Annotated in this window: 13 protein-coding genes; 2 read left to right on the top strand and 11 right to left on the bottom strand. The window is 76.8% G+C overall.

The features are described 5' to 3' along the window. Window positions 1-103: 103 nt before the first annotated feature. From ACQP12_RS13685 to ACQP12_RS13640, 10 genes are read right to left on the bottom strand one after another with little or no spacing between them, the layout of a single operon-like run. Window positions 104-3,169, bottom strand: coding sequence for a DUF6519 domain-containing protein (locus ACQP12_RS13685; RefSeq protein ID WP_433287989.1), 3,066 nt, complete (start codon window positions 3,167-3,169; stop codon window positions 104-106). A 1-nt stretch (window position 3,170) separates the two neighbouring features. After that, window positions 3,171-5,348, bottom strand: coding sequence for a hypothetical protein (locus tag ACQP12_RS13680; protein WP_433287987.1), 2,178 nt, complete (start codon window positions 5,346-5,348; stop codon window positions 3,171-3,173). Then, the gene (locus tag ACQP12_RS13675; RefSeq protein ID WP_433287985.1) at window positions 5,345-7,909 is read right to left on the bottom strand and encodes a baseplate J/gp47 family protein; all 2,565 of its coding nucleotides are present in this window, start codon (window positions 7,907-7,909) and stop codon (window positions 5,345-5,347) included. The genes ACQP12_RS13680 and ACQP12_RS13675 overlap by 4 nt, the downstream gene beginning before the upstream one ends. Then, window positions 7,906-10,410 (bottom strand): putative baseplate assembly protein, encoded by a 2,505-nt coding sequence (locus ACQP12_RS13670; RefSeq protein WP_433287983.1) that lies wholly within the window; start codon window positions 10,408-10,410, stop codon window positions 7,906-7,908. Before ACQP12_RS13670 ends, ACQP12_RS13675 begins: the two co-directional genes overlap by 4 nt. Further along, window positions 10,407-10,790 carry a GPW/gp25 family protein gene (locus tag ACQP12_RS13665; protein WP_355058645.1) on the bottom strand — a complete coding sequence of 128 codons (384 nt, stop codon included), beginning with the start codon at window positions 10,788-10,790 and terminating at the stop codon, window positions 10,407-10,409. The genes ACQP12_RS13670 and ACQP12_RS13665 overlap by 4 nt, the downstream gene beginning before the upstream one ends. Beyond that, the gene (locus ACQP12_RS13660; protein ID WP_357945317.1) at window positions 10,787-11,104 is read right to left on the bottom strand and encodes a hypothetical protein; all 318 of its coding nucleotides are present in this window, start codon (window positions 11,102-11,104) and stop codon (window positions 10,787-10,789) included. The genes ACQP12_RS13665 and ACQP12_RS13660 overlap by 4 nt, the downstream gene beginning before the upstream one ends. Further along, window positions 11,104-11,601 carry a phage baseplate assembly protein V gene (locus ACQP12_RS13655; protein WP_357945314.1) on the bottom strand — a complete coding sequence of 166 codons (498 nt, stop codon included), beginning with the start codon at window positions 11,599-11,601 and terminating at the stop codon, window positions 11,104-11,106. Before ACQP12_RS13655 ends, ACQP12_RS13660 begins: the two co-directional genes overlap by 1 nt. 19 nt (window positions 11,602-11,620) lie before the next feature. Beyond that, a complete protein-coding gene (locus ACQP12_RS13650) occupies window positions 11,621-12,772 on the bottom strand; it encodes a hypothetical protein (protein ID WP_433287980.1) in 1,152 nt (383 codons plus the stop codon). A gap of 1 nt (window position 12,773) precedes the next feature. Further along, a complete protein-coding gene (locus tag ACQP12_RS13645; protein WP_357945308.1) occupies window positions 12,774-13,073 on the bottom strand; it encodes a LysM domain-containing protein in 300 nt (99 codons plus the stop codon). Between the two features lies 1 nt (window position 13,074). Continuing rightward, window positions 13,075-13,728 (bottom strand): hypothetical protein, encoded by a 654-nt coding sequence (locus ACQP12_RS13640; protein ID WP_091261540.1) that lies wholly within the window; start codon window positions 13,726-13,728, stop codon window positions 13,075-13,077. Window positions 13,729-13,887: 159 nt separating this feature from the next. Here ACQP12_RS13640 and ACQP12_RS13635 point away from each other — a divergent pair, with 159 nt between their 5' ends. Both ACQP12_RS13635 and ACQP12_RS13630 read left to right on the top strand, forming a co-directional pair. Continuing rightward, window positions 13,888-14,334: a phage holin family protein gene (locus ACQP12_RS13635; protein WP_433287978.1), complete on the top strand. Its 447-nt coding sequence runs from the start codon at window positions 13,888-13,890 to the stop codon at window positions 14,332-14,334. Window positions 14,335-14,582: 248 nt separating this feature from the next. Beyond that, window positions 14,583-15,116 carry a hypothetical protein gene (locus ACQP12_RS13630; protein WP_433287976.1) on the top strand — a complete coding sequence of 178 codons (534 nt, stop codon included), beginning with the start codon at window positions 14,583-14,585 and terminating at the stop codon, window positions 15,114-15,116. Window positions 15,117-15,175: 59 nt separating this feature from the next. Here ACQP12_RS13630 and ACQP12_RS13625 read toward each other — a convergent pair whose 3' ends face one another. Next, a complete protein-coding gene (locus tag ACQP12_RS13625) occupies window positions 15,176-15,481 on the bottom strand; it encodes a hypothetical protein (protein WP_433287974.1) in 306 nt (101 codons plus the stop codon). Window positions 15,482-15,552: the final 71 nt, after the last annotated feature.

Here is a 15,552-nt window from a genome sequence, read left to right as displayed (position 1 = left end):
ACACGTCTCTGCGCCGCCGGTGCCGCCTCGGCGTAGTCGACGTCGAGGCGAACAGACCTGTCGTGGGGTTCGACCAGGCTTGATGTTATCCCCCCGGCAGCCATCAGTTCTCGTCCCGCCACAATCCGGTGCCGTCGACCAGCGCCGGGCCGGTGGTGCAGACATTGTCGCGCGCCACCCACAGCGCGGGCGAGCCCGACGAGCCGGGAACCACCCGGATGCCGAGCACCGTGCCGTCGAAGGTGTTCGCCGCGACGACCGCGTGCGGGCCGAGCCGGCCGGCGCAGAGCAGCCCCTGTGCCGGGTACCCGGGCTTGCCGTCGTTCAGGTCGACCACGTTGGACGACACGTCGAGGCGGTGGCAGTCCCCGACGTACACGCCCTGCTGGAGGAAGGCGGTGGCGGCCCGCGCCGGTGGCGCGATGGTGTTGCCGGTGATCCACGCCCGGCGTACCGTCTCGCGCTCTTCGTCGGGGTCGCCCAGGGCGACACTGATGCCGGTGAGCGCGCCGGTGACGGTGTTGTCGCGGATCCGCACGTCGGCGGCGGTGGTCCCGGCCACGGTGATGCCGGCGGTGGCCGTGGCCACGGTGGCGAACTCCTCGGCGACCCGGCGCAGCCAGGCGGCAAACCGGGTTCGCTCGTCGAAGAACCGGGAGTCCGGGTTGTGCCGGACCAGGTCGTCGCGGACCACGTCCTGGAGTTCCTCGACGGTCTTGACCTCCTGGTCGCCGAGGTACGCGGTCCAGCCCTTCGGGTCGTCGATCTCGGAGCCGAACCGCAGGTTGCGGGTCTCCACCTGCGACGACCAGCCGCGCCGTAGGCCGAGCCCGTCCTCCCCGGCGAGCAGCGGGTGCACGGCCCGCCGGGCGATCCGCCGGGCGAGCCGGGGGTCGCCCAGCCAGTCGAGGAACCGCTTCTCCGGGTCGGCGCCCGGGTCGGCGGTGGCCAGCACGTCGCAGCCGGTCACGTCGGTGCGCCGGCTGTCCAGCACCAGCACGCCGGTCTGCGCGTGCCCGGCCTCGACCCGGCAGTCGCGGACCACGGCGCGCTCCACCGGCCGTCCGCCCTCGGTGTCGTCGCCCCGGACGGTGATGCCGCTCGCCACGGCGGCCGGGGCGTCGCCCATCTCGGCGAGGACCCGTTCGACGAGGACCAGGCCGGTGCGCTGGATGTCGAGGGCGCCGTTGCGCTGGTCGCTCTCGGCCGGCACGGCCGACACGGACAGGTCGCGGACCTGCACCTCGCCGCAGTCGGTGAAGCGCAGCGCCGACTCGGCGGCGGAGACGATCCGGGTGGCGGAGCCGACCCCGGTGACCAGCACGCAGGACACCCCGGACAGCACGGCCGGCTCGTCCAGCGTCCACTCCCCCGCGGTCAGGCAGAGCGCCAGCGCCGTGACCCCGGACAGGTCGGCGAACAGCCGCACCAGGTCGGTCTCGGGGCGGACCACCAGGCAGACGGTGCCGCCCTCGTCGCGGCGGCCGGTGACCCGGACCTCGGCGTCGACCGGGGCGTCGGCGTCGTCGAGCCGGACCGCGGTGAGCACCCGGGTGGTCGGGTCGCTGCTGGGCAGCAGCCAGCGCACGTCGATCTGGCCGCGGGCGTCGGTCTCCACGATCACCTGGGCCGGGTCGGCGGCGGTGGGTACGCCGGTGGCCAGGTGCCCGTCGACGGCGGTGAACCGGACCCGGGCGCGGTGCACCGGCCGGCCGCCGTTGCGGACCACCACCCGCACGGGCTCGGGCAGCGGCTGGCCGGGCGGGGCCTGCTGTCCGTCGCCGCCGAGCAGGTCGAGGGTGACCAGGTCGGTCAACGGCGGGGTGAGGCGGCGGCAGTCCTCGTCGAGCGCCCAGCGGCCGGCGCCGCCGACGGTGCTGCGGCGGAGGATGCCGAGCACGGCGACGTGGTGCGCCGGGCCCAGCGGCGGGCGGGCGAGGGCGTTGCCGAGGTCGTCGGTGGGCCAGTCGATGGTGCCGGAGAGGGCGCTGACGCCGTAGACGAGGCGGACCGTGCGGGCGGGGATCAGCCAGTGGTCGCCGACCCGGAAGTCACCGGCGCCGAAGCGGACCTCGATGCCGGCGTCGTCCAGTTCGTCGGGGCTGGCGTTGGCGACCTGGGCCGGGCCGTCCCAGCGGCGGACGATCGGGGTGCGGCCGAGGGCGGCGAGGTTGGCCGGAGCGGCGGTGGCCCACGTCACCGGCAGCGCCGTCCCGTCCGGGGCTCCGGCCGTGGCCAGGTGGCCGGGCCGGCCGTGCAGCTCCCGGTCGGGGCTGGTCACCTCGACCAGGTCACCCTCCCGGAAGGACAGCTCTTCGTCCCGGCCGACCCGGTCCAGGGTCAGCTCGGCGTCCATCCCGGCCGCCGCGGCGGCCGCGGAGGGTGGGCCGATGGCGGTCAGCCGGGCCACCACGCTGCCGTTCTCACGCGAGAAGACGTAGCGGGCGGTGCCGTCGCCGGCCACGTCGTACACCTGGACCCGGTAGAGCTGGTTCTCCAGCCGCCGGTAGCCGCCGGAGCCGCTGAGGCGGCACGGGTCGGCGGTGGGGTCCACCTCGCGCAGCGCGGCCGTCATGGTCGGGGCGGTCCGGTCGCCCCACACCGGGTCGACCACGTCGGCGCAGGCCGTGCCGGCGGCCACCTTGACCAGCCGGACCTGCCAGACCGTCCGGGCCCGGGTGGTGGTGTCCGGGCCGCCGAGGGCGGCCTCCCGCAGCCGGGGCGCCTGGTCGGCGGTGACGTGCTGGTCGGCGACGTCGAGCAGGACGGCGTACCGGCCGTCGGCGGTGGGCTCGGGCAGGCCGGGCAGGTCGCCGACCTTGGGCAGGTAGGGCTGGTCGGCGAGCTTGTGCCCGGCCCCGCCGCCGGCCGGCGCGGCGGCGTCGACCAGCACCCCGTCGACGTAGTAGCGGCCGGCGGTGATCCGCAGGTCGGCCCAGGCGGTCGCGGTGGGGCTGGCGCCGGCGGTGTCCACCACGGCGAAGCCGGCCCCGTCGAGCGGCCCGCCGGCCGCGCCCACGATGTCGCGGGTCCGCTCCTCGTCGTGCCAGGCCGTGATCGTCGTCTGCTCGTTCCACTCGGCGTCGAGCAGCATCCGGCCCTGCTGCAACAGCACCTGGCGGTAGCCGTCGCGCGGATCGAACGTCCAGCGGGTGAAGTCTCCGTGCACGTCAACTCCCGAAGATCCCGAGCTCGATGCCGACCGGCCGGTACGGGTCGAGCTGCCGTTGCGCCGCCCGGAGCCGCAACGGTCGCCTGAGGTGGTGGTGCACGCCCGGCTCGGCCCGGTCCTCGCCGCCCTCCCGGATGGGCAGCGGGCAGGACCCGGCGAGGGCCGGGTACGCGGGCGAGGCCGGGTCGGTGGCCGCGTACACCGGGAGCGGGCCGGGTTCGCCGTCGGCCGGCACGCAGCGGTAGCGCCGCGGGGTGCGCGAGCCGGGGGCGACGTAGCTGAACCGCAGGCAGCCGACCTGCCGGTGGGCCACCTCCACCGGCCCGTCGAGCACGCAGCTGCTCGCGTCGAGGCTGCGGACGCGGACCGCGCCGCGGACGGTGCTGCCCTCCAGGCAGGCGTGCACGCCCTCGCCCGCGAGGGCGATGCCGCCGCCGGCGGTGGCGTCCAGCACGCAGGTGTCCACGGTGGCCATCGGCACGGTGGCGGCGAGCGTGACCGCGCCGGCCACCACCCGGCTGAGCCGCAGCTGCAGCCGGCTGTTGGGCCGGCCGGCGGCCGAGTCGACCCGGACCGCGCCGGTGACGGTGGCGTGCGCGACGGTGAGGTGCCCGAGCTGGCCGGGTGCGACGACCAGGTCGCCCTCGACGAGCAGCCCGTCGACGATGACGCTGCTGCCCGGCTCGCCGGTGATCCGCAGGCTGCCGCGCAGGTGCGGGCGCAGCCCGTCGGGGGCGTAGCGGCCGGGGACGGGGGCGAGCACCTCGCCGTCGGGGAGCCGGCGGGTCGGCCAGCCGGCCGCCACCAGCACGAGGCGGGTGCCGGCGGGCACGGTAACCGCCACGTCCCCGGGGTAGCTGGCGCTGTCGGCGACCGAGACCACGTAGGTGCCGCCGCGGGTGGTGCTGCCGGGGGCCGCCCAGGACGCCTCGGCCGCGGCCAGGCCGGCGGCGAGGGTGGGCACGCTGCCGGCGGGGGCGGGCGCGCCGGAGCACACCTGGGTCTGGCCGGCGGCGGGCGGGGCGTCCGGCCCGTCGGCGGTGACCGGGGCGCCGGGGTCGGTGGCGAGCAGCGCCTCGTGGGCGGCCGTGCGGTCGTAGGTGCCGGCGCCGACGTCGGCGAGACCGCCGTAGGCGTAGCGGACGAAGACCGCGTCGGGGGCGGCCGCCGCGTGGACCCGCAGCCGGCCGGCCACCGGGTCGACCATCACCTGCGGCGCCGCGCCGGGGGCCAGGTCCTCCAGGTGGCAGACCCGGATCCGGTCGGGGGTCAGGTCGGGCTGGTCGACGCCGCCGACCCGCAGCCGTACGCCGAGCGGCAGCGCGGTCGCCGCCAGGGCGCCGGCGCGGGCCTGCCCGAGCAGGTCGAGCAGCCGGCGCGGGCGCAGCGGCACGGGCAGGTCCACTTCGGTGGCGAGCCGCTCGACGGCCTCCTCGCGGCGGGGCGGGGCGTACAGGGGCACGGCCCGGCCGAGCGGGTCGAACGTCCAGTGGTCACCGGCGGCGCGGGCGGCGGACCAGCCGCCGTTCGGGCCGGCCGGCGGGTCGGCCTCGGGTGCGCCCACCTCGTACGCCTGGGTCGGGAACAGGTGCACGGCCACGTGGTCGATGCCGTAGCGGCCGCGGCGGGTGGGGATGCGGCGTACCTCGGCGGTGTGGGTGAGCGGGTCGAGGGCGCCGCGCGGCCCGGGTGGGCTGACCACGGCGGCGGCCTCGATCCGGGCGGCGCCGCGCAGCGAGACGGTGGCCGGCCGGTCGGGGCGGACGTGGTTGACGTGCGTGGCGCCCACCAGCAGCGGGTGGTGCTCGACGGCGCGGGCCGGCCAGCCGGTGACGTCCCGGGCGACCTGTTCCAGCACGGCCACCGTGCCCTTGCGTCGGCGGTAGGCGACGGTGTTGGCGACCAGGGCCCGCCGGCTCACCGTGACCCCGAGGTCGGGCGGCAGTTCGGCGAGGCCGACCAGGTCGGCGAGGTACGGCACCAGCCACTCGGCGCAGGTCTCGACGAAGAACCCGTCGTGCAGCCGGTCGAGGTCGGCCTCCAGCAGGCCCAGTTCGCCGGCCACCGCGGCGAGCAGCGCGGTGAGCGGGCCGGTGCCGCCGTCGGCCTGGGCGTCGCGGGCCAGCAGGTGCACGGGCACCAGGTCGAGCAGGCGGTGCAGGGCGGGTTCGGTCATGACATCACCCCGATCGTCACCTCGGTGAGGGTGAGCACCTGGGCGGGGCGCAGGGTGCCGGCGAACCGGCCGGGCAGCGCGGCCAGCAGGTCGACGGCGGCGCCGCCGGGCGGCGCGGCGAGCCGGGGCAGGGTGCAGGCGCGTACCCCGGGCACCGTGCGGACGGTGACCAGGGCCCGGGAGGCCACCACGCCGGTGGCGAAGCCCAGCGCCGGCGGCGTGTACGCGGCCGCGAGGGCGGCCCGCACGGCGGCCTCGACGTCGGCGCGCGGGTACGCCGGGTCGTGCGCGAGGTCGACGTGCAGTCCGAACGGGACGGTCTCCCCGGCGAGCACGGCGAGCCGGGTGCCAGGGTCCCGGGCGGCCACCAGGGCGGCGCGCAGCGCGGCGAGCAGTTCCGGCCCGGCCGGGGAGGCCCCGCCTCCGGCCGCCGCGCCCAGCGCGGAGACGACCACCACCTGCTCCCGGCCGTCCCAGACGTCGTCGGCGCGGGCCAGGGTGACCCCGGCGAAGCCGGCCGCGAAGTCCTCGTGGTCGGCCACCGAGACCGCCCGGTCCAGGGTGCGGATCCGCAGCGGGGCGTGCGCCCGCGCCGCGTCGAGCTGCTCCGGGTCGGCCCAGTCCCGGGCCGGGGCGGGGTTGCCGGCGGCCCGCACCCCGTACGGGCGGCGGGGCAGGATGCTGAGCTGGCCGGCCCGGACCGCCCCGGCGCCGCCGACCCCGACCCGGTAGGTGGCCACCACGTTCTCCACGCCGCCGGGCAGCCGGGCGCCGTGCCGGCCGTCGCCGGTGGTGACCGTGGCCAGGCCCTCGTCGTCGAGCCGCTCGGTGTGCACCCGGTCGCGCGGACCGGCGGTGTCCAGCGCGGGCACCGGGTCCCAGCGCACGCCGTCGACCCGGACCTCCAGGGTGCTGCGGGCGCCGGCGGGGCTGTCGTCGCGGACGTGGGTGAGCGGGCCGCGCCGGGTGCGCATCCGCTGGAAGGCGAGGGTGGGGTCGCCGCTGCCGAGCGGCTGGACGACGGTCTCGCCGTGGCTGGCCGGCGCGACGTTGCCGCGCACCCGCAGGCCGCGCGGATCGTAGTGAAGGGTGAGGTCGCGGTCCAGGTCGACGGTCATGCTCCGGCCGTCGGCGGCGACCGCGCAGGCCAGCACCACCGCGGTCTCGGCCAGCGGCGGCGCGGTGGCCGCCGCGACGAGCAGGTCGGCGGGCGGGCCGCCGGGCGGGAACCCGGTGACCACCACCCGGCGGCCGGCGGGCAGCGGCGGGTCGGTGGCGACAAGGGTGAGCCGCCGGCCGCCGACCGGCGCCACGAGGGGCCGCTCGGCCGCCGGCAGCGGTCGGGACTCGCCGCGCACCAGGGTGTCCCGGCGGCCGAAGGTGTCCAGGTTCTCGGTGATGTCGACGCGCAGTTGCGTGGTCCGGCCGCTGATCCCGAACCGGGAGTCGCCGGCCGGGTCGGCCGCCTCGACGGCGTACAGCTCGCGGTAGTCGGGGCGTTCGAGCAGCAGCCAGGAGCCGGGCACGATCCGGGGGTGGTCGCCGTCGATCTCGACCACGTCGGTGGGGACCGGGGGGCCGGGCGGGAACGGGTTGTCGATGTCGTCCCACTCGCCGTTGGTGATGCCGGGCGGCGGGGGGTCGTTCCCGGCGAGCAGGCCGGCCATCGGGGCGTTCCAGCCGAACAGGTTGGTCCGGGTGGCGAAGGCGTGCACCTGCACGTCCTCCTCGGCGGTGAGCGGCGTCGACCGCCGCCAGCCGATCCGCTCGGCGAGGGCAAGCCGGGTCCAGCCGGCCAGACCCGGCGGTCCTTCCTCGACGGCGGTGACGACGCGGAAGTCCCAGCGCTCGTCGTCGCGCCGCCGGTCGCCGGCGCCCCGGCTGTGCGCGGGGGTCCGCCCGTAGCGGCGGCGTTCCGCGCCGACCACGAGCACGCCGTCGCCGGCCCGTACGCCGAGGGCGGTGCCGCGCAGCCAGATCTCGTCGGTGGCGAAGTCGATCTCCTGCGGCCCGGCCGTGGCGCCGGGGATCGCGTTCCACGCCGCGTACGCGCGCAGGTCGGCGCCGGTCTCGAAGGTCTGCGGCAGCTCGCCCTGCCCGGGCACCGACTGCACCGGGGTGCCGGCGGGCACGTCCACCTGCGACGGTGCGCCCGGCGCGTCCTCCACGTCGAAGGCGATGTCGACGGCGGCGGCGACGCCGGGGCGCGGCTGGTAGCCGATCATGCCGGCGAGGTGCCGCACCGAGCTCAGCTCGGTGGCCGTGCGCAGGTACGCCTCCTGCGCGATCCGCTCGGTGTAGAAGGAGACCACGTCGGTCATCACGGCCGCGGCGTCGAGCAGCGCCAGCAGCGGGTCGTCGGCGTCCTGCCCGGCCACCGCCCGCACGCCGGCCGGCAGGCCCGGGTCGGCGAGCGCGGCCCGCATCCGCGCGAGGGCGTGGCTGTGCGGGGAGACCCGCCAGGTCAGGGCGGGCTGGCCGGGCGGGTTGGTCACCTCGGGCGCCGGCGGGCGCAGCGGGTCGCACCCGCACCCGCCGCCGCAGCCGCAGCCGCAGCTCACGCGCCACCGCGCAGGTGGAAGGCGACCCGGCCGTACTCCGGGTTGCTCGGGTCGCTGTCGGCGCGCAGCACCTCGCGGGCGGCGGCGTCGATCCGGCCGCGGGCCACCTCCCCGGCGGGTGGCCGGCCGAGCCGGCGGAACCGCAGGCCGGTGGCGTCGTCGTCGGCCACCTCGACGAAGCCGACGCCGGGCACGGCCATCACGGCGGCGACCAGGTCGGAGACGTACAGGGACTGGCCGAAGGTGAGCCGGTCGGGGTGGAAGAAGCCGAGCCGGCCGTCGGGCAGCACCCGGACGGACAGTTCGGCGCGCAGCCGGCGTTCCACGTCGGCGGCGAGGTGGCCGTCGGCGACGCAGATGCCCAGGACGATCTCCAGCGGGACGTGCGCGGGCGGCGCCAGCTCCACGTCGGTGCCGGCCAGCCGGCGTACGTCCAGCAGGGCGGCCACCTCGGCGGCGAGCCCGGGATCCCCGGCCCGGCGGGCCACCGGGTCGAGGGTGACCTCCTGGGCGTACCAGGAACCGGTCCAGCGGCGGCGGGCCACCGCGCGCTGCACGCCCGGGTTCTCCTCGGCTGCGGCGGCGTGGTCGGCGCTGGTGACCGCGCGCAGCTGGGTGCGGAAGGCGTACGGGGCCAGCTCCTTCACCTCGTCGACCGGCTCGGGGTCGACGCCGCCGGTGGCCGGCAGCGGGTTGCTGACGCTCACCCCGGCCGGCACCGACCACGCGGCCGTGGGCAGCGGCAGGGTGAGCACGTCCGCGCCCACGTTGCCGGCGGTGCCGCCGCCGACCCGGGGCCAGGCGGTGAGCGTGGCGCCGGGCGCCGGGCGCCGGCCGTTGATCCCGTCGCCGGTGCGCAGCCGCAGCACGCCGCTGGTTTCGGGCTCGGCCACCACGTGCGGGTCCAGCTGGCCGCTGGCCAGCAGGTCGGGCACCGGCGTCCAGGTGCGGCTGCCGTCGTCGAGCAGCACGGCGGGCAGCGCGCGGCGCGGGTCGGGCCGCAGCGCCGCGGCGGCGCTGCGCCCGTCCACGACCGCGTCCGTCCAGGCCACCGGGTGCCGCCCGGTGGGCAGCCGGGGCCGGTACGGGCCGTCGGCGGGGGCCTGCGGCGGGAGCAGCCCGCGCGGGGGCAGCGCGGCGGCGTGCTCGGCGAGCGCGACGTTGGCGAGCCCGGCGGCGGCCGGGGCGGCGGTGCCGTCGGCGGCCCGGCGGGCCACGGGCAGCGGCACCGCCAGGGCGTCCTCGGCGGCCCAGTGCAGCTCGCGGACGACCGTGCCGGCGGGGGCGAGCGGGTCGGCGCGGGTGACCGGGTCGCGGTCGAGCCGGACGGCCTGCCGGCGCGCCTCGTCGCCCACCACGGCGCCGGTCTCGTCGACCGGCGCGAGGACGAGCACGTCACCGGCGCGCAGCTGCGGGTCGGCGCCGGCCGGGTGGCGCAGCCAGCCGCTGGTCGCGCCGGCCGGCAGGCAGGCGTCCGGGTCGCCCCAGGCGTGCAGGTCGAGCTGGTTGCGGGCCGGGCGCAGCGTCACCGCGGCGACGGTCTCGAAGACGGTGGCGCCGGCGTCCACCGCGATCTCCACCCCGGCGTCGGGCGGCAGCGCGTCCTCGGCCCCGGCGACCGGGGTACGCGCCGGCAGGGTCAGCGGCGCGGCCGTGCGGAACGCCAGCCAGGTCCGGGCGGCGCAGCCGTCGTGCATCCGGTAGTCGAGCAGCCGGGCGTGCCGGCGCACCGAGGGGCGCAGCCGCGCGGTGGCCAGGTGCGCCTCGGCGGCGATCGCGTCCTGCCGGTAGGTGAGCCGGTCCCCCACGTACGCGAACAGCTCGGCGAGGGTGACCAGCGGGTCGGCCGCGTTGCGGTCGGTCCAGCCGGGCAGCAGCACGGCGAGCCGGTCGAGCAGCCGGGTGCGCAGGCCGGCGTAGTCGCGGGCCAGGTAGTCCAGGGCGGGCGTGGTGGCGGGCACCGGCGGGCAGCCGTCGTCGGGCCGGCAGTCCAGCTCGTCGGGGCAGTCGACGGCGAAGGCGAACGGGCAGGTGGACAGCGGCTCGTCGAAGCCGGCCGGGAAGCCGTCGCCGCCCGGGCCGGTGAGGGCGAGCAGGTAGCTGGACCAGTCCCCGCTGGAGGAGGTGCGCACCACCAGCACCCGGCCCCGCGCGGGCGCCGGCACCGCCCCGGTCACCAGGGTCCGGTCGGCCGCGGTCACCCCCGGCGGGGGTCCGGCCGCCACGATGTTCGCCGGGTACGCCCAGAGCACCCGCACCGGGTTGACCCGCGGGTCGACCCGCACCCCGCCGAGGACGCGGACCCGGCCGGCGTCGAGGTCGGCGGGGACCGGGCCGCGCATGAGGTGCACGAGGAGCGTGCGCTGGCGGGGTGCGCCGGGCACGTGCCCCGTGGTGCCGGGCCGGTTCGACAGCACCTCGACGTGGTCGATCCCGTCGAGGGCGCTCTCCCCCTCGACGAGCGCCCGGCGGGCCTCCCGGTCGAGCAGCGGCGCGGTCACGGGGCGCCGCCCACGACGGTGAGGGTGCGCCGCTCGCCGACGGCCGCCCCGGCGACCAGCGGCACGTAGCTGACGGTGACCCGCAACTGGGCGTCGACCGCCTCGACCCGTACGTCGTCGATCTGCACGAGGTCGCCGAGCCAGCGTTGCAGGGCGCCGTGCACCAGCGCCCGGGTGGCGTGCGCCATCTCGTCGCCGGCCGGGGCGAAGACCAGCCGGTCGACGCCGCTGCCGAAGTCGGGCCGGTTGACCCGTTCGCCGGGGCGGGTGAACAGCACCGCCTCGACCAGGCCGCGCAGGTAGTCCTCGTCGCCGACCAGGGCGGTGCGGCCCCGGCCGCCGACGCGCAGCGGGAAGCCGACGTGCCGGCCGGGGATCACGTGGCCACCGCCCGGAACTGGCTGGCGGTGACCGCCAGGGGCACCCCGGTCGGCGCGCAGGTGGCCAGGCCGGAGGCCAGCACGAGGGGCTGGCCCATCGAGCGGACACGGACGCTGCCGAGACTCCACACGCTGGTCACGCAGGGGCCGCCGGAGACCGGCGGGAACGGGCACGCCGCCACCGTCCACGGCGCGGCGAGCAGCACGGTGGCCTGCCCGCCGACGCGTACCCGGGGGTTGGGCACGGTGGGCATGGCCTGGCCGCCGTGCGCGCAGATCACCACGGCGCCCTGGTGGACGAGGGGTGCGGGCATCACATCACCTCCAGCGCGCCGTCGTTGACCGAGACCCGCACGCCGTCGAGGACGACCTTGGTGGCGCCGGTGGACAGTTCGATCCCGCCCGGGCCGAGCACCACCTTGAGCGGGATCAGGACGGCCGGCGGCCCGACCTCGATGGTCAGCCCGCCCACCATGGGCAGGTCGCTGACCGTGACGCTGACCGAGTCGGACTGGAACACCCGCTGCTGCGGCAGCCCGGGCGCGGGCGACTCGCCGACCTGCCAGTAGCAGCCGAGCAGGACCGGATAGTCGGGGTTGCCGCCTTCGAACGCCACCCAGGCGGCGGCGCCCACCGGCGGCAGGTTGAAACCGCCGACGCCGTTGCCGGCGTAGGGCACGCACGGTTCGGCCCAGGCCAGCCGGCCGTCGCCGAGCACCTTCGGGACGGAGACCTGCACCCGCCCGCGCAGCATCGGGTCCAGGTTCTGCTCCACCTTTCCCCGGTAGACGCCGAAGAACTGCCGGGTCATCGCGGCTCCTCCCGGGTGGTCACAGTGGGCTCCGGGGCAGCGCGGGGGTGACCGAGCCGTGGCCGTCCCGGGAGAGGGTGAAGCCGACCCGGTAGCCGCCGTGGGCGAGGTCGTGCTCCACCTGGCGGACGTACCAGAGGCCGTCGTGGCTCCAGCCGGCGCCGCGCATGCCGACCAGGCCGCGGGGGCGCAGCACCGCCCCGTACCGGGCGCCGTCGGCGGTGCCCTCGGCGACCAGCGCGTCGGCGCCGCGGTCCACCTCGCTCTGCGCGCGGGCGAAGGCGGAGACCGCGTCGCTGCTGCCCTCGCGCAGCCGCCGCCGCCGCACGTCCCCGGCGTTCGCGAGGGCGAACGGCACGGCGGCCAGCGGCGGCCGGGTGCTGACCACCGCGGCGACCGGCAGGGTGACGCCGGTCCGCCGGTCGTGCACCGCCCCGGTGACGGTGGCCGGCCGGGTCGCCTCGGTGCGGAAGGAGACCTCCCGCACGTTGCTGTCCGAGCCCAGGTCGACGGCGAGCGCGGGCTGCGGCAGGCCGAGCCGGACCGGCGGTCCCCAGTAGAACGAGCTGATCCCGGGCACCGGGCCGGGGTCGACGTAGGTGACGTAGCCGTGCCGCTCGGCCAGTTCAGCCAGGTGTTCCAGGTCGGTGCCGTGCTGGGTGGGGATGCGGTCGATGGGCAGCGGCGGGTCGGTGACCGGGGCGGGCAGCGCCTTCGGCAGGATGCCGCGCGCCGCGTACGGGGCGAGGATCTTCAGCACGGTCAGGTAGTCGTCGAGGGCGGGATGCTCGACGTCGCGGTCCTCGCGGTCGAGCAGGTTGCCGACGTCCTCCCCGGTGACCGTGAAGGTGGCCCGCCCGGCGCCGGTGCCCGGGTCGAGCCGGGTCTCGGTGACGATCCCGTCGAAGAGCACCACCGGCACCACGCCGAAGGTGAGCACCAGCACCACCCGGGCGAACGGGACCAGCGGCCCGGTGGGCCCGAACGGGCTGTCCACGGCGGCGAGCGGCCCGGCCCGGCCGGCGTCGAAGACCAGCGAGAAGGCGCTGCGCTCGGCGTCGCTCTCGGTGACCCGGGTGGAGCGCCACCGCTGGGCCAGGTCCACCGAAAGCGGCAGCGGCACGGTCCGTCCCGCCAGGACGGTGAGCCGCAGCCCGGACCCGAGCAGCACGTCACACCCCCGGCAGCGGGATGACGATCAGCTCGCCCTCGGCGTCCGGGCCGGTCAGCGCCTCCGGGTCGAGCGCCCCGTTGGCGTCGGCGATCCGCCACCACGCGGTGGCGTCGCCGAGGTACCGGTGGCTGACCAGGTCGAGCCGGTCGGAGGCGGTCACCCGGTGGGTGGCGGCGGCCCGCACGTCGCGCAGCTCCGGCAGCGGCCGCCGCCGCAGGTAGCGCACCTCGCGGAGGCCGCCGGCGCCGTCGGGCACGGTCGTTCCGGCGACGGGTACGGAGTCGTAGCGCCCGGTCATCTCACGCTCCGGCCAGGTCGGTGACGGCGTCGACGGCACCGGAGACCGCGCCCACCACGGCGAGGACCTCCTTGGCGACCAGGTGCGCGAGGTAGAGCCCGTAGCCGACGTCGGTCAGCGACAGGTCGTCGTAGGTGAGCACCTGGGCGGAGACGTCCACGGTGGCCCGGATCGGGCTGAGCGCCGGGTTGAACGCCTGCTCGGTGACGCCGAGCTGGGTGATCCGCACCGGCACCACCCGGGCCGGCCCCCAGACCAGCACCGCCATGGGCAGCTCCACCGGCAGGATCTCGATGGTCCCGGCGGCCAGCAGCACCGAGTTGGCGATCACCCGGACGCTGCCCGGGTGCAGGAGCATCTCCAGCACCGACAGCTGGGGCAGGACGCCCACGGTGGCGGCGACCGGATCGCCGGTCTCCAACTGGTCGGCGGCGTCGACGTCGACCGTCATGGTGATCGTCTCGGTGGGCGCGCCCCAGGCCCGGTGCGCGTCGGCGGCACGCTGCCCGGACTCCCCGCCGGAGCGGGGCGCGATGGTGCGCTGCACCTGGTCCGGGTTGTACTGGAACACCACCACCCGGGACAGCGGCCCCAGCGGGTCCACCGCGATGATGGCGCCGCGGAGGGTACGCGGGCTGCCCGGGAAGCTGCTCACGCCGCCGAGGGTCCCGCGCGGCCGTCGCCCCGCCGTCACGCCCGCGTCACGCCGCAGCCACCCGCCGAGGGTTGTTCGGGAAGCATCCGGACCTCGGGTGTGTCGGCAGAGCCTGAGGGTATGCGGGTGCCGCTTGGTCGCGCGGGAGGGGAATGAGCGATGACGGAAGAGGCGGCAGGCCAGCCAGGACGGGCCCGGGCCACGGCCAGTCCCACTGATCGCCTGGCGGCGGACGTGGCCGACGTGGTCCGCGAGGAGGTGCGGGAGGTTCGCCAACAACTCGCCGATGCCGCCCTGCCCGCAGGAGTCGGCCTCGCGCTGTTGGCTACGGCCGGAGGCTGTCTGGTGCTGGGCGTCGGGGCGGCGTCGACGACTGCGCTGCGCATGCTGGAGTCGTTCCTGCCTCGGCGGCTGGCCGCGTCCGGGCTGACCGCCGGCTACCTCGTCGCTGCCGCAGTCCTCGGCCGGATGGGCCTGGAGCAGCTGCGAGCGGCGGGTGGCAGCTCGGCGCGACTGGCGGACGAGGTGCGTAACGCCGTCTCGGCCACTGCGGGGCGGGTGATGCCCGCCGGTTCCGCCGCCGCCCGGGACGCACTCGGACGGTGATCCACGTCCGCGGGCCGGAGGGCATCATCGTCGCCCGGGCCGAGCAGCTCAGCTAAGGACACCGGGCCCCCAACGCCCACCAACCATGCCCTGAGCAGGCATCGGCGACACGGTGGTCGACCTCGGCTGCGAAACGTGACACGCTGTTCCCCGCCGTCAGGCCGGTGCCGCGTCCCGGCGGCGGCGTCGCCGTCATCCTGACGGTTCTCGGACTACAGGCGATTGAGTTGTTCCGCTACGTTCGGGGCATGACGGACGCGGGGTGGCTTCCCCAGGTCAGCTCCTCTGCATCGCTGTTGATTTCGATCGCCGCTCTGGCGTTCACCGGCCTCTCCTACAAGGACCGCCGGAGACAGGACCGCCGGGACCTGTTTCTCAAGCTGCACGAGCGTCTGGTGGAAGCGGACCTGCAGCGAGGGCGGCGGCTTCTCTTCACTCGCGCCCAGACGGTGGAGTCGGTCCTCCGACTGCGCGACGAGGAGCCGGACAACTTCGACCTCATCAACCGCGCGATCGCGATGTTGGACGTGGCAGGGCTGTACGTCGCCAGGAAGTACGTCGACAAGCAGGACTTCCTGGCCGAGTGGGGTGGCGTCTACGGCCGAGCCTGGCTCTCGGCTGACGCATTCCTCACGGTACGGCTCGGTGATCTTCGCGGCGGCCGACAGGGATGGCCGTACTTTCGGGATCTCGGGATTGAGGCGGCCGCCGCCCTCGGCCCTGAACCGGAGCCCACCCCTGCGAGCGGTTCTCCGGTTGCCGACACCGATGGCGCGGCTTGACGCCGGTTTCGACCGCCCGGTCGACCAGCCCGGATCGAACCTCTCGGGTCGCGCCGGGGTCAGTGGTCGGCGGGGGTCGGGCCGGAGTCGGCCACCCAGGTCGGATGGGCCGCGACGAACGCGGCAACCGTGTCGTCGCGGACCGCGTGCAGCAGTTGCACCCTGGTCGGGCTGAGGATCTCGGCGCTACCGACGCCTGGCACGCTACGGCTGACGCCGAGCTGGCTGATCCGCACCGGCACCACCCGGGCCGGCACCGGTGATTTCGCGGACCTCCGCGACGGCAGCCCGGTCCTGGTCGAGGTGGACGGCGGGAAGGTGCCCGCCGGCCAGCTGACCGACGGGCGGGCGCTGATGGACGGCACTTGCCGGTCGGAAGATCCGGCCGCTGTTGCATTTCGCGCTCCATCCCCGATGCATAGATGAACTGCTGTCC

The organism is Micromonospora sp. CA-244673 (assembly GCF_050948395.1).
In the GTDB taxonomy this organism is placed as follows: domain Bacteria; phylum Actinomycetota; class Actinomycetes; order Mycobacteriales; family Micromonosporaceae; genus Micromonospora.
This window is presented reverse-complemented; position numbering and strand designations above follow the sequence as displayed.

Bases quoted from the DNA above. Each gene is read 5' to 3' on its own strand.
- ACQP12_RS13680 (WP_433287987.1), bottom strand. From the start codon at position 5,348: ATGACCGAACCCGCCCTGCACCGCCTGCTCGACCTGGTGCCCGTGCAC.
- ACQP12_RS13660 (WP_357945317.1), bottom strand. From the start codon at position 11,104: ATGCCCGCACCCCTCGTCCACCAGGGCGCCGTGGTGATCTGCGCGCAC.
- ACQP12_RS13655 (WP_357945314.1), bottom strand. From the start codon at position 11,601: ATGACCCGGCAGTTCTTCGGCGTCTACCGGGGAAAGGTGGAGCAGAAC.
- ACQP12_RS13645 (WP_357945308.1), bottom strand. From the start codon at position 13,073: ATGACCGGGCGCTACGACTCCGTACCCGTCGCCGGAACGACCGTGCCC.
- ACQP12_RS13635 (WP_433287978.1), top strand. From the start codon at position 13,888: ATGACGGAAGAGGCGGCAGGCCAGCCAGGACGGGCCCGGGCCACGGCC.
- ACQP12_RS13630 (WP_433287976.1), top strand. From the start codon at position 14,583: ATGACGGACGCGGGGTGGCTTCCCCAGGTCAGCTCCTCTGCATCGCTG.